12 protein-coding genes are annotated in these 20,088 nt (G+C 67.3%); 5 read left to right on the forward strand and 7 right to left on the reverse strand.

The window, feature by feature from the left end; genetic code table 11:
* Positions 1-62 precede the first annotated feature (62 nt).
* On the reverse strand, positions 63-1,244 hold the full coding sequence (locus KLK06_RS62595) for a polysaccharide biosynthesis C-terminal domain-containing protein (RefSeq protein ID WP_214640097.1): 1,182 nt from the start codon (positions 1,242-1,244) through the stop codon (positions 63-65).
* Positions 1,245-1,431: 187 nt separating this feature from the next.
* The gene (gene asnB / locus KLK06_RS36095; protein WP_214640098.1) at positions 1,432-3,345 is read right to left on the reverse strand and encodes an asparagine synthase (glutamine-hydrolyzing); all 1,914 of its coding nucleotides are present in this window, start codon (positions 3,343-3,345) and stop codon (positions 1,432-1,434) included.
* A 467-nt stretch (positions 3,346-3,812) separates the two neighbouring features.
* Here asnB and KLK06_RS36100 point away from each other — a divergent pair, with 467 nt between their 5' ends.
* Entirely contained in the window at positions 3,813-4,793 is a 981-nt protein-coding gene (locus tag KLK06_RS36100; RefSeq protein ID WP_214640099.1) for an NAD-dependent epimerase/dehydratase family protein, read from the forward strand.
* 49 nt (positions 4,794-4,842) lie between these two features.
* Here the strand turns inward: KLK06_RS36100 and KLK06_RS36105 are convergent, their stop codons facing one another.
* Both KLK06_RS36105 and KLK06_RS36110 read right to left on the reverse strand, forming a co-directional pair.
* On the reverse strand, positions 4,843-5,973 hold the full coding sequence (locus tag KLK06_RS36105) for a glycosyltransferase (protein WP_214640100.1): 1,131 nt from the start codon (positions 5,971-5,973) through the stop codon (positions 4,843-4,845).
* Between the two features lie 216 nt (positions 5,974-6,189).
* Positions 6,190-7,497, reverse strand: coding sequence for a UDP-glucose/GDP-mannose dehydrogenase family protein (locus KLK06_RS36110; RefSeq protein WP_214640101.1), 1,308 nt, complete (start codon positions 7,495-7,497; stop codon positions 6,190-6,192).
* A gap of 425 nt (positions 7,498-7,922) precedes the next feature.
* Here KLK06_RS36110 and KLK06_RS36115 point away from each other — a divergent pair, with 425 nt between their 5' ends.
* Positions 7,923-8,747, forward strand: coding sequence for a bifunctional 2-polyprenyl-6-hydroxyphenol methylase/3-demethylubiquinol 3-O-methyltransferase UbiG (locus tag KLK06_RS36115; RefSeq protein ID WP_214640102.1), 825 nt, complete (start codon positions 7,923-7,925; stop codon positions 8,745-8,747).
* 63 nt (positions 8,748-8,810) lie between these two features.
* Here the strand turns inward: KLK06_RS36115 and KLK06_RS36120 are convergent, their stop codons facing one another.
* Complete coding sequence (locus KLK06_RS36120) at positions 8,811-11,174, reverse strand: hypothetical protein (RefSeq protein ID WP_214640103.1); 2,364 nt, start codon at positions 11,172-11,174, stop codon at positions 8,811-8,813.
* Positions 11,175-11,333: 159 nt separating this feature from the next.
* On the reverse strand, positions 11,334-14,348 hold the full coding sequence (locus KLK06_RS36125; protein WP_250906539.1) for a N,N-dimethylformamidase beta subunit family domain-containing protein: 3,015 nt from the start codon (positions 14,346-14,348) through the stop codon (positions 11,334-11,336).
* 372 nt (positions 14,349-14,720) lie between these two features.
* Here KLK06_RS36125 and KLK06_RS36130 point away from each other — a divergent pair, with 372 nt between their 5' ends.
* From KLK06_RS36130 to KLK06_RS36140, 3 genes are all read left to right on the forward strand, one after another.
* Entirely contained in the window at positions 14,721-17,060 is a 2,340-nt protein-coding gene (locus KLK06_RS36130) for a hypothetical protein (RefSeq protein ID WP_214640105.1), read from the forward strand.
* 87 nt (positions 17,061-17,147) lie between these two features.
* Positions 17,148-18,302, forward strand: a complete 1,155-nt coding sequence (gene rffA, locus KLK06_RS36135) for a dTDP-4-amino-4,6-dideoxygalactose transaminase (protein ID WP_308168599.1) — start codon at positions 17,148-17,150, stop codon at positions 18,300-18,302.
* The gene (locus tag KLK06_RS36140; RefSeq protein ID WP_214640107.1) at positions 18,302-19,093 is read left to right on the forward strand and encodes an N-acetyltransferase; all 792 of its coding nucleotides are present in this window, start codon (positions 18,302-18,304) and stop codon (positions 19,091-19,093) included. Before rffA ends, KLK06_RS36140 begins: the two co-directional genes overlap by 1 nt.
* Here the strand turns inward: KLK06_RS36140 and KLK06_RS36145 are convergent.
* Positions 19,044-20,084, reverse strand: a complete 1,041-nt coding sequence (locus tag KLK06_RS36145) for a glycosyltransferase family 2 protein (protein ID WP_308168600.1) — start codon at positions 20,082-20,084, stop codon at positions 19,044-19,046. The two genes, KLK06_RS36140 and KLK06_RS36145, sit on opposite strands and share 50 nt — an antisense overlap.
* Positions 20,085-20,088: the final 4 nt, after the last annotated feature.

Consider the following 20,088-nt stretch of genomic DNA (forward strand, 5'->3'; position numbering starts at 1 on the left):
TAATGCGGCCCGGCGGCGAACCGGCCGTGGCGCAGCGCCAAATGGCCGAAACAATACCTGCTTTACTCCGCCGAAGAGGCGCGTGCCCGGAAGAACCACGTGACCTGGATGACCGCCAGCAGGCCGTAGGCGATCGAGGATGACAGCGCGGCTCCCACCGCCCCCCAGCGGGGGATCAGCAGCAGATCGAGCGCGATGTTCACCGCGAGCGCTCCGACGGTGATCCCGGACATCGAGAGTGGGCGGTCGAGCCGGATCAGGTACTGCCCCGCCAGGCGCACGACGGCGTACGCGGCGACCCCCGGGGCCAGGACGACCAACGGTGCGACGCTTCCCTCATATGAGGGACCGAACACCCAGGGGACCAGCAGCGGGGAGGCCGCGGCGAGAAGGAACGCGCAGCCCGACGAACAGAGCAACGAGAGCCGGAGCGCTCGCGCGGTTGCCGCCGCGGACGCGGTCATGTCACCGCCGGCCTGCTGCGGCAGGACGACCTGGACAACGGCCTCCGCAGGCACCCTGGCCATCGTGGTCACGACTACCGCCACGCTGTAGAGACCGGCCTCGGACGAGGACACCAGCGCGTTGAGCAGCATGATGTCCGCCACCGAATACAGCAGGAGATACTGGGCGATGTTGCCGATGTAGTAGCGCCCCGCCAGGCCGAGTTGGCGCCCGGCGAGTTCCCAGGTGACGTGGCTCAGGTTCGGGCGCAGCGCCCGCAGGTACAACGGGAGCGGCAGGGCAGCGGAAACGGCCCACACGACGATGACCGTGAAGATCGTGAAGTGGCCCAGCACCGCCAGCAGGACCAGGGACACGCAGCTGACCAGGCCGGAAATGAGAATACTGCGGTTGACCAGGTCCACCCTGGCTTGGAGCGTCAGGATGCCCCGCAGGTTGATGATCGCCGCCATGGCGGGCACCGCCGACAGAGCCACCGCCAGGATCAGGGCCGGCCGGTTCGGAAACACCAGCGGTGACACGGCGAAGGCGCCCAGGGCGGCCACCGCTCCCAGCCCCACCCCGAGCAGGAGGCCGTTGGCGGTCAGCACACGGCTGAGAGCGCCGTCCTTCCAGAACGCGATCTGGGAATTGACGATGGTGAAATGCCCAAGAATGACCGACGCGCTGACCAAACTGACGATCATCGCGTACTGACCCCTGCCCTCCGGCTGCAGGTAGCGTGCGATCAGAATGCTGGTGAATGTGGCCAGCAGAAGGCGGAGCCCCTGGCTTACCACCGTCTGTACGATCTTGGCCGTATTCGAGTCCCCCGAGAAGATCAAGGCCCGGAGGAGCAGAACTCCGGAGGGAGGGCCATCGCTGACGGCGGCGCTCGACGCTCCGCGTCGTACGGAGCTCCGCCTTCTCACCTCGCGCCGGCTACGCATCACTCAAGTGATCTTCCTCATCGTGGTGAGCGCGCGCTCACGTCAAGGGGGCACAACCGGTCTCGGGCATCGCAAGATCGTCGCCGGTTACGTGAGCTCGGTACCAGAGTTCGAACTGCAGGAGAGCCCACAGTTGGACGCTGTGGTCGGCTCCTTCGATATGCCGCTGGAGGAGGTCCCGGACGGCCTGTGGCCGGAACATGCCTCGGCTGCGGGCGGTGGCATCGGTGAGCAGGTCGAAGGCCAGCTCACGCAGCTCACCCCGGAGCCACGCCGCCAGCGGCACGTCGAATCCCTGCTTGGGGAAGCCCAGGATCTCCTTGGGCAGCCAAGGGGCGACGGCCCGCTTGAGCAGGACCTTCGTCTCACCGTTGCGCACCTTCAGCGCGATGGGCAGCCCGGCCGCCCATTCCACCAGATGGTGATCAAGGAGCGGAGAGCGGGCCTCCAGCGAGTTGGCCATGGTGGTGATGTCCACCTTGACCAGGAGGTCGTCCGGTAGGTAGCTCGCGATGTCCACGTCCAGAATGCGGCCGAGATCGGTCGCCGCCGATGATCGCTCGAACGCCTCGTCGAGCAGCCGGTGACTGTCCGCCCCCGCCAGGAGCTCGCGAAGCTGGTCACTGTAGATGGCGAACTTCTGCCGGTGGGTGTACTGGGACATGAGGCGGGCGTAGCGTCGTGCCGGGCGCGCCGCGGCGAACTGCATCAGCCGGGCGAGCCGCCGTGGCATAGATCCGCTGGTGCTCCGCTCCGCGATCAGGTCGCCGAGGCGGCCGGTCGCCATCGCCAGGATGTGGGGCATGACCGGGATCCGCTCGGCCTGCCCCATCCGAACGTAACGCCGATATCCCCCGAAACTCTCGTCGCCACCGTCACCGTTGAGCACCACGGTGACGTGCTTCCGGCTCAGCTGCGCGACGTAGAAACTGGGTATGGCCGAGGCGTCGGCGAACGGCTCATCGAAGTGCCAGGCAATGTGCGGCAGGACGTCCAGCAGCTCGGATGTGACGACGAGCTCATGATGGTCCGTGCCATATCGGTCCGCCACCATGCGGGCCTTGTGCCGCTCGTCATAATCGCTGTCCGCGAAACCGATGCAGAACGTACGCACCTGTTCGTGGCTCTGCATGGCCATGGCCGCCACCACCGCGGACGAGTCGACCCCGCCTGACAGGAACGCCCCGATGGGGCGCTCACTCACCATGCGGATGCGGGTGGCTTCCAGGAGCAGCTCACGTAGTCGCTCCTCCTCCGCTTCCTCATCCAGCACCGGTCGCGGCGAACTGTCCAGCGCCCAGTAGCGGTCCACGGAGACGTTTCCTCGCTCCCAGACCAACAGATGGCCGGGCGGGAGTTTGCGCACGTCCTGAAAGATGGACCACGGTGCCGGGACGTACTTGTAGGTCAGATAGTGATCCAATGCCACCGGATCGACTTCGCGCCGCAGGCGCGGATCCTGCGTCAGGGACTTCAGCTCCGACCCGAATACCAGCGAAGTGCCGTCTGAACGCCAGTAAAGGGGCTTCTTCCCTACGCGGTCACGCGCGAGGACCAATCGTCGGCGCGCACGATCCCAGATGGCGAAGGCGAACATCCCCCTGAGCCGGTGGACCATCTCGGTGCCGTGCTCCTCGTAGAGGTGCACCAGGCACTCGGAATCACCTGCCCCGCGCAGCCGATGCCCTCGTCTGGACAGGTCTCGCCGCAGCTCGGCGAAGTTGTAGATCTCACCGTTGAAGACGGCCACGACCTCGCCGTCCTCGCTGTAGACGGGCTGGTCGCCCGAGGCCAGGTCGATGATCGCCAGTCGTCGCATGCCGAGCGCCGCGTGCTCGTCACTGTGGAATCCGGCGCCGTCCGGACCACGGTGCTCGATCACCTCGCACATGCGGCGCACGAGCACCGGGTCGGGACGTGTCGTCGATACGATCCCGGCTATCCCGCACATCGGTCCTCCATCGGTTGGCGCAAGAAATTGTGTTCCCCGACCGGGCGATCAATGGCGCGCCGGCAGAACTGACAAATTCAGGAACGCGTCGACCCGGAAAGCCGTGACGCTCTCCCGAGGCAATCTTTAGGTCGATTTTCCCGTGGAGCCGTTCGTTGTCCGGGCATCCTTGCTGGAAATGGATCCTAGACCACCGTGGGCCACGCACCGCGACATCCCCAACAAGGTGGGCGTGGCTCGCAACACACCTTCAGGCGATAAGTGCTCGCCCGGTCATTCTCGGTATCATGGCCCGCAGAACATATCGGCGGGACGGTCAAGTCAAGTCCGTCCCGGATTTCCTGTCCCGCACACCTCGATGCCGCCGGCGCGACGCCGAAGGGCAAGAGGATGCAAAGGGTTTCCATTTCTCGCGGTGCCAGCAAATTCCGCAGTGCTCAGATAAGGAGAACCGATCAATGAAACCCATGGAGGCCGCCCCGGCGGGGCAGCGTATCGTCGTGACGGGAGTCGCCGGGTTCATCGGTTCCCACATCGCGAGGTCACTGCTCGACGACGGCCACGAGGTCGTCGGCATCGACCATTGCCTGGGCCATCCACAGGAGGTCACAGAGCGGAACCTCCGGCTGAACGAGGTCAGCGACCGCTTCACCCTGATTCGTGGCGATCTAGCCGAGATACCCCTCGAACCGCAGCTCGACGGTGCGGACACGGTATTTCATATCGCCGCCCGGCCCGGCGTCCGCCCCTCATGGGGAGCCGAGTTCACCAGCTACGCGCGGAGCAACATCGTCGCCACCCATCTCCTGATGGAGGCGGCCGCCCGTACCGCTGTCCGCCGTGTCGTGGTGTCATCCTCGTCAAGCGTGTACGGCGGCGCGCCGAACGGACCGGTCACCGAAGAGGACCTCCCCGCCCCACTCTCGCCCTACGGGGTGACGAAGCTCGCCGCGGAGCAGTTGGCTCTCGCTCACGCGCGGCGCGCCCGATCCCGGCCAACGGTCGTGGCGCTGCGCTACTTCACGGTCTACGGCCCGAGGCAACGCCGCGACATGCTGATCAGCAAGTTGATCGAATCGGCGCTGTCCGGAAAGGCCGTCACGATTCTGGGCGACGGCAAGCAGCGAAGGGACTTCACCTTCATCGCCGACGCCGTGCGGGCCAATCTGATGGCCATGACCGCGGAGGTCGAAGCGGAAGCCCTGAACATCGGCACCGGGGTCACGACCTCGGTGCTCGACGTGGCCGACCTCGTCGGCACCGTCGTCGGGCGGCCGGTCGTCCTCGAATTCGGACGCGGACAGGCCGGCGATGTGCGGGATACGCATGCCGATGTCTCCCGGGCGAGAGACGTGATCGGCTATCAGCCCACGATCGATCTGCGAACCGGATTGACGACGCAGTTGGAGTGGACCCTTCAGAACGAAGTCGTCCCCACCGCCGAATAGCCGGCGATCGCCGGATCTCGTGTGCGGAAAGCGAGATCCGGCCCGGCCGTCAAAGCCTGCCTGCCTTCCGCCGGCGCGGCACATCACCGCCATCGGTGACGACTTCATCGTAGAGCCGCTCGAACCACTCCGCCGTCTGGCCTATGTCCACCGGATGAGCGCCGTTCCGTATCCCTTCGCGGAGCTGTGCGTGAACGTCGGGCCGCATCGCCCGAAGAATGGCCTCAGCGAGCGCATCGGGGTCTCCTGGCCTGGTCAGCAGGCCGTTCCAGCCGTTGTCGATCAAGTCCGGCACCCCGCCGACGGCTGTGGACACCACCGGCACGCCGGCCGCCAGAGCCTCCATGATGACGACAGGCAGCCCTTCGTGAGCGGAGCTGAGCACGAGCAGATCCGCCGCAGCGATCAGCCTGGCGGCGTCCGGCACATGTCCGAGCAGCCGCACGCCGTCCGACTGAAGCTCGGCGACGCGGCGAGCCGTCTCGTCATGCAAGGGACCGGTGCCGGCCAGCAGGAAGACAGCCCGCGGATCGCGGTCGACCACCTTGGCCGCCGCCTCGATGAGCACGCCGTGCTGCTTCTGCGGACGGAAGTTGCCGACGTGCGCGATGAGGAAGGCGGACTCGGGAACCTTCCACTCCTGCCTCGTCCGCGCGGCCTCCCCCGCCCGGCGGCGCTGCTCCGCGACGTTGATGCCGTGGATCCTGGTTGACAGGTCGCGCGCGCCCCGGCTGACGATGGCCCGCGCGACCTGCGGCGAGACGGCCACGGTCCGGTCGTCCAGCCATCCCGTCGCCCGGTCGAGCAGCATCGTCGGCAGGCGGTAGCGGACGTTGTGCACGGTCGAGACCAGCGCGGGCCTCGGCCTGGACAGCCGCGACGTCAGCCGGAGCAGCGACGCGGGCACGGGCGAGTGGAGGTTGAGCACGTGTGGGCGCAAGCGTCTGACCTCCACCGCCAGACGGGCCAGGCGGAGCCGCCGCGGCCAGGCGGCGAGATTGATCACCTCTATCCCCGCCAGTCGCAATCGCTGGATGAGCTCGTCGGTCGCCGCGCTCTGGCAGACGACCGTGTAGCGCATGCCCGTGGGCGGCGCGGCCAGCAATCGCTCGACGAGCAGCATCTCCGCGCCGCCGACCCCCAGGTCCTTGATGACTTCGCAGACGTGCAGTCTCCTCATGATGCGACCCCCGATCGTTGCTCACGTGCCTAAAGGATCACGCTTCTCGAAGGTGGGAGCGTCGGCGGCATCGCGGTGCGGCCGCAAGAATTGGGAAGATATGTCCTGGACATTGCCGGACTGATCAGGCCCACCAGAACTCACGCTGCACGAGGTCGAATAAGGGGTGGACCTGCGCGAGTCGCACGTCCACCCCCTATCGAAAACGAGAGCCGGTCAAGCGCGATAGGTCCAACCGGCCGCGCGCCAGCGTTCCGGCGTCAGCGCGTTGCGCCCGTCCAGCACGTTCCGGCTCCGGACGACGCTGCTGAGCAGTGCGGGATCCATGTCCTGGAACTCGGTCCAGTCGGTCAGCAGCATGACGAGGTCGGCCTCCAGCGCGGCCGTGACGATCGTGTCGGCGTACTCGATCTCTGGATGGACAAGCCGTGCGCTGTTCATCGCGACGGGATCGTGCATGGTGACCCGGGCGCCCTCGCGATGGGCGGCGACTGCCACCGCCAGCGCGGGAGAATCCCGGACGTCGTCGGTGTTCGGCTTGAACGCGGCGCCGAGGACGCAGACCCGCTTTCCCTCGTACGTGCCTCCCAGGAGGTCCCGGCCGAGCGTGAGGGCGCGGTCCCTGCGACTCAGATTGATGGTGTCGATCTGCCTGACGAACGTGGCGACTTCGTCCAGGCCGAGGTCCGTCGCGCAGGCGTACAGGGCACGAACGTCTTTGGGCAGGCAGCCCCCGCCGAAGCCGAGTCCGGGGCCCAGGAAGCGCCGGCCGATTCTGTCGTCATAGCCGAGTGCCTCGGCGAGCGGCAGCACGGCGGCGCCGGTGGCCTCACATATTTGCGCCACGGAGTTGATGAAGGAGATCTTCATCGCGAGAAACGCGTTGGCCGACACCTTGACGAGCTCGGCGGTGGCGTAGTCGGTCACCACGAGAGGACAGCCGTCCTCGATGATCGGCTGGTAGACGGCCCGCAGCAATTGCTCCGCCCACTGGGACTCCACCCCGAAAATGAGCCGATCGGGCTCGAGCGTGTCCTGAACCGCGTGCCCTTCGCGAAGGAATTCCGGATTCCACGCCACCTCCACCCGGCTGCCGCCGGCCTGGTGGCGGAGGACATCGGCCATGCGCCGCGCGGTTCCCACCGGCACCGTGGATTTCCCCACGATGATCGCCGGCCCGGCCACCCGCCGCGCCAGCTCGGCGAAGGCCGTCTCGACCCACCGCAGATCCGCGTTGAAGGAGCCCGGAAGCTGCGGTGTGCCCACGCAGACGAAATGGACGTCCGCCTCGGCGACATCGTCGTACGCCGCGGTGAACCGAAGCCGGCCCGCCTCCACACTCTTGCGGAGCAACTCGCCGAGACCGGGCTCGAAGAAGGGCAGCTCACACGCGGACAGCCTGTCGATCTTCTCCTTGTCGATGTCCATGGCGATGACATCGTGGCCGAGCTGGGCCATGCCCACCGCGTGGGCGGTGCCCAGATATCCGGCGCCGATCACGCTTATTCGGAGGCGTTCGGACATATGATCCCGCAAAAGTTTCTCCCTTGCTCGGTAATCGAATGTGCCGGTGCGGCGATGTCGTTCCCGTCCACGTCGCCCGAGACCGACCAGATCACATTACTTTCTAACTCGGCGACGCCCGTGACACGGCAGCCAACGACTGAAAGACATGGCAGAGCTTCCGTCAAATCTGGTTATATGCGGTGGACAGCGCGGCCGGCAGCGGAGTCGAACTCCTTTAGGCGCGGACACGCCGGTATGTGCGTCACGGGTAGATATTCGCAATCAGCCACGTATTGTTGACGGCGTTACCCGGTCAGCGATCGCACCTTTGTCGGTCGAGAATTATTTCCCCGCTTTGGTGCGAATCCAGCGTTGCGTGGACACCCGCAACGCGCTCCTCGGATCATCTCTCAGAGCGGAGTGAAGTCATGTCGGTAAACTCAGTGGACAAGACCACCAAGGACCGCTTCGCCTTCGGCGCCAACTGGTTGAGCTTCCTCGAACTGGTCGACGAAGGTCGGATCGACATGGCCGTGACGTCGCTGAAGGAGGCCCTCGGGGTCTCCGACCTGAGCGGGCGCACCTTCCTCGACATCGGCTGCGGCAGCGGCCTGTTCTCGCTCGCCGCGCACCGCCTGGGGGCAAGGGTCCACTCGTTCGACTTCGATGCGCATTCCGTCGCGGCATCAGCGAAGCTCCGCAGCATGTTCGCGCCGGAAAGCGCTTGGATCATAGAGCGGGGATCCATTCTGGACGAGGCTTACACGCAGTCTCTCGGCCTTCACGACGTCGTCTACTCATGGGGAGTGCTGCACCATACGGGTGCTATGTGGCAGGCGATCGAGGCGGCCTCCCGGCTTGTCGCGCCGAACGGACTGCTGTACATCTCGATCTACAACGATCAAGGGTTGACAAGTCGGCTGTGGTGGCACGTGAAACGCCGCTACGTACAGTCCGGCCGGATCTCGCAGCGCCAGTTCATCCGCGCCTTCAGAGCATATTTCGGCCTGCGTGGAGCCCTGGCCAGGGTCGTGAAACGAGCGTGTGGCGTCGAAGTCCCCAGCGCTGTCCGACCTCGCGGAATGTCCGCGCGCCACGATCTGATCGACTGGATCGGTGGCTTCCCCTTTGAAGTGGCATCGCCCGGGGAGATCTTCAACGTCTTGCGCGCTCGCGGCTTCGAACTACTTTACCTCAAGACGTTGCCGGGTGGTCACGGCTGCAACGAGTACGTGTTCGCTCGAGCCTCCGACGGCCCTATCTGCTGATCATTCGAGAGACCGCCGGGCCGGCGTTTCGGCGCCCTGCCCGGCGGTCACGCGGAAGAGATGTCACCGGCCCGGCGCGGGCAGCCGGTAGACGGCGTAGTCGCCGGCACGGAGCTGAAGGTCCGCGACGGCGCCGAGGTTGGCGCCGGGACTCATCCGGCGCTCGTCCACGAAGAGCCACCGCACCCCGTAGTCGTCCCGCAGACGCCGGACCGCCTCCGCCGAGGGGGCCAGGAACACCGCGTCGTTGGCCTGGAGCCGGTCGCGATCCCAGAACGGCCGGGTCTCCACCACCTCACCGGGACGCCAGCTGTCCATGTTGGTCACCGTGTAGGCCCACCCTTCGACCAGCACCCGCCGCTCGCTCAGCGCGGTCGCCCAGAACGCACGGCTGTCACAGGGGTTTTCGAAGCCCATACGGCAGTGCACGTTCGTCGCGATGAGATCGTCGACAGCCGAGTGGGCACGCAGCCAGCGCCCGGCGGTCATGGCCCCTTCGGGAATAGTCTGCGGCGGCGTGGTCCCGTTCGAGTTCTGCACGGCGGGGTTCTGGACGGCGGCCACGGGGGTTCTGAACGTACCGGGCATGACCCGGGCGAACCAGGCGGCGGGCGTGCCGGCGGCCGTGACCATGCAGATCACCAGGGCACAGGTCCGGAGCCTGCTCTGCCGTGCGACACGCAGCACGACGACGGCCAGCAGGACCACACCCAGCAGCGCGAGGTACGGCAGGAACAGGATGATGCCGTCCTGGCCCGGATCCAGCGGGATCCTGACGCCGCAGAGCGTCCGGATGGCGTAGACGGCCACCACTCCCACCCCGGCCGCGCCCGCCATCGCGCCGAACCCCACGCGCGCCCTCCGCACGATGAGCATGAGCCCGTATACCGCGACCATCGCCAGGTAGGGATAGGACGCCTGGAGGAAATAGCCCTCGGACTGATGCGGATGGCCGAGTACGAGCGCCGCCCCGAGACCGGCCGCGCTCATGCTGAGCACCAGCACCACCACGGGCCGCACGAGCAGGTGCGGCCGGCCCACGAGCCCGAAGATCCCGCACCATGTGATGACCCCGCAGAGGACGCACAGCAGGGCGACGCCGATCGTGACCGCCGGCGAGAACTCGGCCCCGACCTCCAATCCGGTCATACTCCTCAAGGTCAGGCGAATGATCGCCAACGGATCGATCAAGATCCCCTGCCGCGCGCCGCCGAACAGCACGCACTGCGCGAAGAGCAGGCACGCCGCGGTGAGGCCGAGCGCGACGAGCGGTCGCCGGGGCAGGGCGAACCACCGGACCGCCTCGACCAGCACGACCGCCACGAGCCCCGCCATGAGCAGCGGCAGATAGCTGGCCTTGGCCCCCATGACCGCCACGAGCAGGATCCCCAGGAGGACCCACCTGCCCCGTGGCTGTGGCTTGCGGCCGAGCAGGTCGATGAGGAGCAGGACGATCGGGGCGAAGAACAGGGCGCCGAAGGTCTGGGTCGGGCTCGACCATGACTGCACGGCCTTCCAGGTGAACACCCCGCCGGCCTCGCCCAGATACAGGCTCGGCGCCGTGATGAGGACCGTGCTCGCGAGGCCGGCCAGCGCTCCCGCGTACGAGTGCGTGATGCGACGGCCGACCATCCCGAGGACGACGATGAGGGCGGCGAGCATGGGCAGGATGGCGAGGCGGAAGAGCAGAACCAGTGGTTCCACCCCGGTGACCCAGCTGGCGGCCGCGACATGCGCGTAGACGAACCAGTGGTAGACGAGGGGTTCGCCGGTGACCGTCGGCACCATGGGCGGCATGTGGTGCTTCAACTCACCGGCCAGGGCCAGGTGAAAGGGCATGTCGATGAACGACGTCCCGATCGCCGGCCAGGTGAGGGCCTGGGTTCTGAAGACGTTGACGGCGGACCACACGACCAGATAGATCATGATCAGCGCGGTGCACCATGACCACCACAACGGCGTCCTGCCCGCGCCGGGGGCGCCCTTCCAATGTCCGCGCAGCCGGGGGACGGCGAGGAAGAGCACATAGGTGCTGATCGGCCAGGCCAGCACCAGCAGCGGCACGCCGAGCGCGCGGGCCGGTATGTAGGTGAGGACTTCCAGCGCGTAGCCGAGCGTCACGCCGAGCGCGAGCCCCTCCGTCAGCGTGGGCGTGCCCCGGTACAGCGCTCGGACCCACAGCAGGCCCGGCAGCGCGACACCCAGGGCGATGTAGAGGCTGAAGAGGGCCAGGTCCGCGGCGGACACGCCATAGAACCCCAGCGCGACCCCGACACAGGCGACCACGGCCGTCGCCGGAAGCCAGGTCGAACAGCGCTTCAGCAGTGACGCGCGGTTCCCCCCGGGCGGCGATCCGGCCACGCCGGGCTCCGACGTGGGTGCGAAGGGAAGCAGCGCGGAGCGCAGAAAGGGTGGAGCTTCGGCCATGCACGCAAGCTTGACCACACCGGCGTCTCGGACAGGTGCGAACGCCCGCGCACGGCGATGTTCTTGCCTGCCCTTTGTGGGTTTTTAAGGATCGCGGAACGACCCGGCCCGAGGCTCAGCCTCGGGCCGGGTCATTTCCATGTGACGGCGCGCGGCGCGTTAACTCGCTGCGGCGTCGAACAGCACATCGACCCAGTAATTGCTGACCTGGTAGGCATTGGTGGGGAACGTGGTCGGCGTCCCGTACTTGTATACCCCGTTACTTCCCACCACCTCGGTACCAGCCGGTGCGTAGAGCGGGCCGCGGCCATATCCCGTCGTGAAGAACGGCCTGGTTATCGAGTAATTTCCCTGAGGCATGTAATAGGCGGCCACGTACGTGGTGTTCGCGGTGAGCGGGACCGGTGTCGCGAAGTTCACCTGCTGCCACCCGGACGGAGTCTCGTTGGTGAATGTCGCGCTCGCGAGCAGTTGGCCGCCTTCCGTCCACAGGGTCCCGACGTGGGTTCCCGTGTTCTGCGGAGACTTGTAGAACCGGACTCCGGTGGCGACTCCGTTCGAGGTGGGACTGAACTTCACCCCGGTGACGACCGCCTTGGTGTCACCGCTGGAATCGAGCGCCGGTTGCGCCGTCTCCTCCCACAGTGTGCTCGACGGCGAGAACACCACGTCCACCCAGTAGTTCGTGGACTGGTAGGTACCGGTGGGAAAGACGGGCGTCGCGCTGTACGAATAGACGCCGTTGCCCCCGGCGACGGCACCGTTCGCCAGTCCGATGAGCAGCCCGGACGAATACTGCTGAGTGAAATACGGCCGGGTTATCGAATACCTCCCGGACGGCGCGTAATACGAGGCGACATAAGTGGTGTTGGCGCTCACCGGGACGGACGTGGAAAAGTTCACCTGCTGCCAGCCGCTCGCCGATTCACCGGTGAACGTCGCTCTGGCCAGGAGCTGACCCGTGGAGGTCCAGAGACTACCCGTGTGCGTTCCCGTGTTGAGCGCCCCCTTGTAAAATCTGATGCCGCTTATGTGGCCCGGACTGGTGGGCTGGAATTTCACGCCCACCTCCACCGCGGCGGGATCCGCGTGCGAAGCGGTGGCGGGCGTCGCGGACGGCGGCCACGTGGTGCAGGGGCAAGGTGTGGTGACGGAGACGGCCCTCTGGGTCGGCGTCGTCTGGAGATTTCCGCTGTCGTCGACCGCTCGCGCCAGTATCGTCACCGGCCCGGCCGCGCCGGTCGTCCAGCTGAACTGCCAGTCCGCGAGCCCCTTCGCCTGGAACCACCGGTTGCCGCCGTCCGGGGATACTTCGACGCCCCCCAGTTGTCCGCCCCCGAGGTCGATCGCCGTCCCCCGGATGGAGACCGTGGTGCCACTCGCCACGGCGGCACCGCTGGACGGACTCGTGATCGTCGTCGTCGGAGGGGAGGTGTCCGGTGACGCGGTCGCCGGAACCAGGCCCGGCTGCAGGCTCGCCGGCTGCAGCCTCATGTCGGCGAAGAGATTGACGGTCGCCTGCTGCATCCGGACGTCCGTAGGCGTACCAGGCCGGTAGTGAACGGCGTCAAGCCCCCACGACCACTGCACGGTGCCCGCGCCGAAGACGCGCGCACCGCTGGAGTGCCGGTAGAGGATCAGATTGTGGGTCGAGACCCCGGCCCCGTATCCGCCGCCGAAGTTGAGCAGGATCTTGTCCATCCTGCCCATCGTCATGCTGGAGTACTTCACCGAGCCCGCGGGGGTCGTCAGGTTGTCAGGCGCCGCGTCCCATTCATAGCCCAGCGTTCCAGCCGGAAAGATCGCCGTCTGTCCGGGCAGGAGGTTCGCCACGGACGTGTTGCGCCACAGCCGCATGCTCCGGTACGCCGCGGGAACGGCCACCGAGTCGGAGACAGTGCCGTTGACCGCGAACATCGTGCCGGTCACGGCGTTCTCCGGCCGGCCGCCGTTCGACGGCGGCGAGAAACGCGGGTCACGCCAGGTGCCGGTCCATTGCGGACTCGGGTCGATCTTGGCGTTCGCCAGCGTCTCCTTGTAGCAGACCATGGTCCGGAACGGCGTGGCCGCGCCGTCGATGCTCGGCTCCCACCTGGTCTTCCAGAACATCTCGTTGCCCGAGAAGAAGGCCAGGTTGACCGCGCTGCCCCGGGCGGCCTCGACGTTGTTCCGCATTTCCAGGGACCAGTACTCGTCGTGGCCGACCGACAGGAACGCGCGATGCTCAAGCAGCTCCGCCCCTAGCCTTGCGGTGTCGACGTTCGTGGCGTAGCTCACGTCATAGGCGTTGGCCTCAAGCCATCTGACCATCGGGTATTCGGAGTTGTAGAAGAAGGACTCCGGCGCGCCACTGACTTCAGCGCTCCGGTTGTTGAACGGCCGGTTGTAGCTGACCTTGAAGGCACGCCCCGCCGGGCTTCCGGTGTACAGGCTGTTTCCGCCGTAGTTGTTGTACGCCTGCCATGTCGCGTCAGAGGTCTGCACCAGGACGTCCGCGCCGCGCGTGTCATCTCGTACGACGAAGGTGATCTGGCTCTCGCCGAAGGTGCCGTCTTCGCGTACCAGCTTCGCGATATAGACGCCGGAAACGGCGGTGCCCGGCACCGCCCAGGACGCGGACACCACCCAGTTCCCGCAGTCGACCAGTCCGGTGACCGTATCGCTGACGCACGTGTCCTGCACCTGAGGCAACGTGGCGGACGGCTCCACCGTGGCGATCTTTCGCGCTCCCATGCCGCTGTAGTAGCCGATGCGGTAGATGTCCAACCGGTAGTCGGTGGCGTCTGTGTCCACCTTGAAATTTACGGTCGTCCCTTTGTTGATGCTGATATCCGTCGCATATCCCTGGATATTTGCGCTACCCGCCCCCACCACGTCCCACTCGCTCGGCGGATTGCCGGGAAGGGCGTTCTCCACGCAGATGACCGAGGTCGGCGGGCAGGGATCCGCCGCCATCACGGCATGCCTCCTCCTGGGCGGGCCCGGCGGGCGGCCGTGGGCGGCCTTGATCGCTGCCAAGCCCTCGCGTGCGGCCTCGCCGATACGAGGGGCCGCGACGCCGGACTCCGTCGTGCCCTGGTCCGGGTAAGCGGTGACGTTCGCGGTGATGCCCACAACACCGTTCTCACCCACCGGCACCTGGGCGGCACCGAGGATGCCCAGCGCGGCCACCATGCCCGCACCCAGCACAACCGGCGGACTGCGAAATGTCCGCCACCACAAACCGGTCTTTTTCTCACTGCCGGGCATGATGCACCCCCTGGATCACACTGATTTCAGTGAACTTCTCAGCCGTCACGGGGGGCCATGAGCAAATGAATACAACGATGCCCGGCTCTTTCGTTAATCGGGTGAGGGCAGGGCGATTTTCCGGCAGGACGGACGCGGGTGTTGATTCTCCGCTAACAACTCATTCGCCGCAGAGATCGGCATATCTCCGGAGAACGCGAGCCATCACCCTTTGGCCCGGACAAAGAACCGGCAAGAAACAGCCGCGAGCAGGGGGCCCGGCCCGATCGAAGCCCTCGCCGCACCAAGCTTGCGGCCATGGACAAGATCTCGCCTGTCAACGGTTCCGCGCCGAGCCGGCTGAGCACGGTGGAGGCAGCACATCCGGTACGGCCCGCACGCGGCGCCCGGCGCCCGGTCCGCTGGTGGCCCGCACTGTCCGGCCGGCTCGCGGCCGCCTTCGTGACGGCTTTCACCGCTGCCGTACTGATTCGCTATGGAGTGTCCGGCACGGACCTGGCGCTGTTCGCCATCTACGTCGTCTTGGGGCTGGCGCTGCCCGGAGTCCTGGCGATCAGGGCCCTGTACCGCGCTCCGCGCACATGGGCAGAGGAGATCGCACTGGGCCTGGCGTTCGGTTACGCCGTGGAGATCCTGGTCTACATAGGCGCTCGCGCCGTCGGAATGCCGCTGCTCGTCGCGGTGTGGCCGTTGACCACTTACGCACTCTTCCTCGCGGTCCCGTCCCTGCGCGGGCACTGGCGGGCCGGATCCCGCCCGGCGACTCCCCTGTGGTGGTCATGGGCCCTCGCCCTCGTCATCGCTCTGCTGGTCGGCTGCAGCGCCCTCAAGTTCTTCGGCACCCACGCCATCACCTGGCCCGGTCTCGGGGCGTCGGCTCCCGACATGCCGTTTCATCTGGCGCTGATCGGCGAGTTGAAGCACCATGTGCCGCCCTCGGTGCCGATGGTCGTGGGCGAGCCTCTGGCGTACCACTGGTTCGTCTACGCGCATCTCGCGGCGGCGAGTTGGCTGTCCGGAGTGGAACCTCTTGTCCTGCTGTACCGCCTGGGGATGCTGCCCATGCTGGCCGCGTTCGTCGTCCTGGCCGGCATGACCGGGCGCCGCGTCACGGGCTCATGGATCGGCGGGGTCGTCACCCTCGTGGGCACGATCTTCGTGGGCGCGCCGAGCCTGTACCTGGGCACGAACGGAGTGTTCACCTGGGGAGGGGTTCCGGACACCGCGTGGATCAGCCCCACGCAGACGCTGGGCGCGCTGCTGTTCGCTCCCCTCGTCCTCCTCCTGGTGGACCTTCTCGAGCGCCGGTGGCGCGACACCCGCACATGGCTGCTGGCCGGGCTCTTCCTGGTGGTCCTGACCGGCGCCAAAGCCACCTATCTGCCCCTGCTCGGCGCTGGACTGCTGGTCGTGGCCGCCGTCGACGTGATGAGGCGGCGCCGGCCGTCCACGCCCGTACTCATCCTGCTGGGGATGACCGCGGCATGCGTGCTCTTCGCGCAGTTCTTCCTGTTCGGCCAGGAGCGGCAAGGGCTGGTCACGGACCCGCTGTCCTTCATGCGCGGCACCTGGAGCAGACTCACCGGACTGACCACGCCCTCGCCGGGCTCGACGCTGGCTCTCACCTTGGTGTATCTGCTCTGCTGGGCCGTGACCTGGTCCGGCATCCTCGGGCTGCTGAGCAGGCCAAAGCTGCTCATGCGGCCACGGGTGAGCCTCATGCTCGGCATGGGCGCGGCCGGGCTCGGCGCGGTGCTGCTGCTCGGGCACCCGGGCCAGAGCCAGCTCTTCTTCTTCTGGGGGGCCTACCCCTACCTGGCCGCCGTCGCGGCCTATGGGATCCTCATCCTCCTGCGGCGGGCACGGGTGTCGCCCAAGGCGGTCGTGTGCTCGATGGGCGCGGGGCTCGTCGCCGCGTACCTGATCCCCATCCTGTGTGGCGTCAAGATTCCGCTGGGCTCCGGCCAGGAGGACGGGAGCCTGTACCGGCCCTATCTCACCCTGGTGGCCCTGACCGTGCTGGCGGGCCTCCTCTTGGCTCTCCTGAGGGGACGCGCCCACGCCTCGGCCCTCGTGCTCGTCGCGTTCGCGGCCATCGGCCTGCCCGCGTACTGGCACGCACGCGTCCTTTCCGCCATCGACAACGTCACCGGGGAGGATCCCAATCCGGTGGTCCGGCCGGTGGAGAACCGGGTGATCCCCCAGGGGGCCCTGGCCGCCGGACGGTGGCTGCGCGACCATTCCGAGCCGGACGACCTGGTGGCCACGAACACGCACTGCCGCTTGGGGTACGAGCATCCGTGCGACACCCGCTACCCGTGGGTGGCCGCGCTGTCCGAACGGCACGTGCTGGTCGAGGGCTGGGCCTACACGGCCACGAACCTGAGCCACTGGCGTCCGGGGCTGCTGCCCGAAGGCCTGCCGTTCTGGGACACCGAACTGATCAAGATGAACGACACGGCCTTTCAGTCGCCGAGCCAGACCGCCATGCGGCGCCTGCGAGAGAGCTACGGGGTGCGCTGGCTCTTCGTCGACGAGCTCCGGGCGAATCCCAGCCGGCGAATCGGCGATTTCGCGGAATTCCAGTTCCGGTCCGGTGATTACGCCGTCTATCGGCTGCCGGACGGCTCGATGTGAGGTGGTGAGGTAAGGCTTGCGTAATGCCTCATCCAGCCACAAGGCACCATGCGTGTCGGCCGGCCCGGCCCGTTGTTCACTGCGTTCGTGAACGCAACCGGCCTGACGGCGATCCCCTTCAACGTGCCGCACATCTCGGAGAACGAGCTCGACTATTTGGCGGAGGCCGTACTCCGGCGGTTCACCCGCGGCGACGGGCCCTTCACCGAGCGGGCCACCCGGCTCCTCACGGAGATCACCGGGGCCCACCGGGCGCTGCTGACCACCTCGTGCACGCACGCCCTGGAGATGTCGGCGCTCCTGCTCGACCTGCGGCCCGGCGACGAAGTGATCATGCCGTCGTTCACCTTCATGTCGACGGCCAACGCCTACGCGCTGCGCGGGGCCGTCCCGGTGTTCGCCGACTGCCGGCCGGACACGCTGAACCTGGATGAACGTCAGCTCGAAGCCGCGATCACCGACCGCACCCGGGCCATCGTGGTCGTCCACTACGCGGGTGTCGGGTGCGCGATGGAGGTGATCGGCGAGCTCGCGCGACGGCACGGCCTCGCGGTCATCGAGGACAACGCCCATGGACTGGGCGGGTTCTACCAGGACCGTCCACTCGGGTCGTTCGGCTGCATGACCGCCCAGAGCTTCCACGAGACGAAGAACGTGCAGTGCGGAGAGGGCGGCGCGCTGCTCCTGAACGACGCCGGCCTCGTCGAGCGCGCGGAGATCGTCAGGGAGAAGGGCACCGACCGGAGCCGGTTCTTCCGCGGCCAGGTGGACAAGTACCGGTGGGTCGACATCGGGTCCAGCTACCTGCCGTCGGACGTGCTCGCCGCGCAGCTCACCTCGCAGCTCGAATCGTTCGACAAGATCCAGTTCCGACGCCAGTCCGCGTGGAACAGGTATCACGAGGAACTGGCGGATTGGGCAGCGGAGAACGGGGTCGCCCAGCCGACGATCCCGGACGGGTGCACACATCCGGCGCACTTGTACTACCTGCTACTCCCCGACCTGGCGAACCGCCAGGCCTTCATCGGTCATCTCGCCGACCGTGGCGCGCAGGCGGCCTTCCACTACCAGCCGCTCCATGATTCACCCGCGGGTAGGCGGTACGGGCGGACGGCCCCGGGCGGCTGCCCGGTCACCGAGGAGGTCGCCGACCGTCTCGTACGGCTGCCGCTGTTCGCCGACCTGGACGACGCCGACCTGTCACGCGTGATCGACGCGGTCCGAGCCTACGAGGTGAGCTGATGGCCTGGCAGGACGTGATCGAGGCGGAAGCCGTACAGGCGCGGGAGTCTCCGCTCGAGTCCGCGCGGTTCGGCTGCTCGGTGGAGCGGCTCGCCGTCTCCGCCGAGTCCGGATCGTCGCTCTCCGCGGTCCGCGAGGCTGTCGTACGCTCCGCTGCGGACGTGATCGTCCTTCGCTACCCGGCCGAGTACGTCGGCTGGTACGCCCAGCTGACCACTCCGGGCCGGACGGCCATCTTCGCGGACTCCCTGGTGTACTGGCGGCTGCGCGCCGGAGAGGGCCGGACGCCCGAGGCGTCGCCAGAGCTGCGCGCGACCGAGCTGACCGGAACCGCCGCGATCGAGGAGCTGGTGTCCGACATCTTCCTCGCATACGGGAACCACTACCTGGCCAATCCCCTGTTCGACGCCGCCGACGCGGTCGCCGGCTACCAGGAATGGGCGCTGCGGTCAGCCGCCGAAGGCGGCTGCCTGGCGCTGGTGGATCGGCGCGCGGCCGGGACGGAGTCGCCCGTCCTCGCGCTGGCCACCCTGGAAGAGGACGAAGCCCGGACGGAGATCCTGCTCGCCGGCGTGGTCTCCGAGCAGCAGGGGCGCGGTCTGTACGCTCACCTGCTCAAGGCGGTCGAGGACCGCACGCTGGCGCGCGGCGCGGGCGAGGTCGTCATCTCCACCCAGGGGCACAACACGCGAGTGCAGCGGGCATGGGCCCGATACGGGTTCGAGCCCGTACGGACGGTTCTCACGGTTCATCTGGTCCGGAGCGCGCTCCTGCCTGGGCGGGAACACTAGAACCGCCGGGACGCACGTCAGCGGAGGCGGTCAGTCCGACGCGCTCACGCACGACGTAGGTCGGCCGGCCCATACCGCTGCCATGAATGCGGCCGATGTACTCCCCGAGGACACCGATGGAGATGAGCTGCGCGGAGGAGAAGAGCGCGACCATCGAGGCGATGGTCGTGAAGCCGGCCACCGTGGTCTCCCCCGTGGCGAACCGCCACAGGACGGCCCCGCCCAGCAGCAGGCCGACGACGCCGACGAGAAATCCGAGATAGCTCGCCGCCCGCAGGGGCGCCGTGCTGTAGCCGAGCAGCATGTTCACCGCGTGCCGGATCAGCAGCCGCGCCGAGTAGTTGGAGCGCCCGTGATGGCGTTCGTTCATGCGCACGCGGACCGACCCGACCTGGGAGGTGGCCCACGACAGGGCCACGTCGACCGAGGCATGCGGCCCCGACAGATCTTCGAACCCGTCGCGCAGCCGCGTGCGGAAGGCGCGGAAGGCACTGATCGCCCGGGCGGAGCGGATGCCCAGCGCGCTGGACATCCCGGCCTTCACCGATCGGGAGGCGAAGCTCCGGAGAAAACCGTGCTCCTCGCGGTAGGAGACGCCGTAGACCAGGTCGAGACGATCGCCCTCAAGAGCGGCCAGCAGGAGCGGAATCTGCTCCGGCGGATGCTGCAGGTCGTCATCCAACGTGACGACGACCTCGAAGGCCGCCTCCCTGATGCCGGCGATCAGCGCGTTGTGCTGGCCGTAGTTGCGGGAGAGGTGGATCGCTCGTACGGCCTCGTTCCGACGGGCCAGTCCGGCGGCCGTCGCCCAGGTGTCGTCCGGACTGCCGTCGACGACGAGGATCACCTCGTGACGGACGGAGGCCTCGCTCATGGTCGACAGGATCCTGGCCACCAGCGCTGGAAGAGTGCGCGCGGATCGGTAACACGGAATTACCACCGACACCGACATTGATCCCCCGATCATCCAGTGTGAGCCGGTTACAATCATGCTG

This window comes from Nonomuraea sp. NEAU-A123, assembly GCF_018603905.1.
Lineage (GTDB): Bacteria > Actinomycetota > Actinomycetes > Streptosporangiales > Streptosporangiaceae > Nonomuraea.

Excerpts from the sequence above, each read along its gene's own strand:
- asnB (WP_214640098.1), bottom strand. The coding sequence starts at position 3,345 with ATGTGCGGGATAGCCGGGATCGTATCGACGACACGTCCCGACCCGGTG.
- KLK06_RS36100 (WP_214640099.1), top strand. The coding sequence starts at position 3,813 with ATGGAGGCCGCCCCGGCGGGGCAGCGTATCGTCGTGACGGGAGTCGCC.
- KLK06_RS36105 (WP_214640100.1), bottom strand. The coding sequence starts at position 5,973 with ATGAGGAGACTGCACGTCTGCGAAGTCATCAAGGACCTGGGGGTCGGC.
- KLK06_RS36110 (WP_214640101.1), bottom strand. The coding sequence starts at position 7,497 with ATGTCCGAACGCCTCCGAATAAGCGTGATCGGCGCCGGATATCTGGGC.
- KLK06_RS36120 (WP_214640103.1), bottom strand. The coding sequence starts at position 11,174 with ATGGCCGAAGCTCCACCCTTTCTGCGCTCCGCGCTGCTTCCCTTCGCA.
- KLK06_RS36125 (WP_250906539.1), bottom strand. The coding sequence starts at position 14,348 with ATGGTGGCCGCGCTGGGCATCCTCGGTGCCGCCCAGGTGCCGGTGGGT.
- KLK06_RS36130 (WP_214640105.1), top strand. The coding sequence starts at position 14,721 with ATGGACAAGATCTCGCCTGTCAACGGTTCCGCGCCGAGCCGGCTGAGC.
- KLK06_RS36140 (WP_214640107.1), top strand. The coding sequence starts at position 18,302 with ATGGCCTGGCAGGACGTGATCGAGGCGGAAGCCGTACAGGCGCGGGAG.
- KLK06_RS36145 (WP_308168600.1), bottom strand. The coding sequence starts at position 20,084 with ATGATTGTAACCGGCTCACACTGGATGATCGGGGGATCAATGTCGGTG.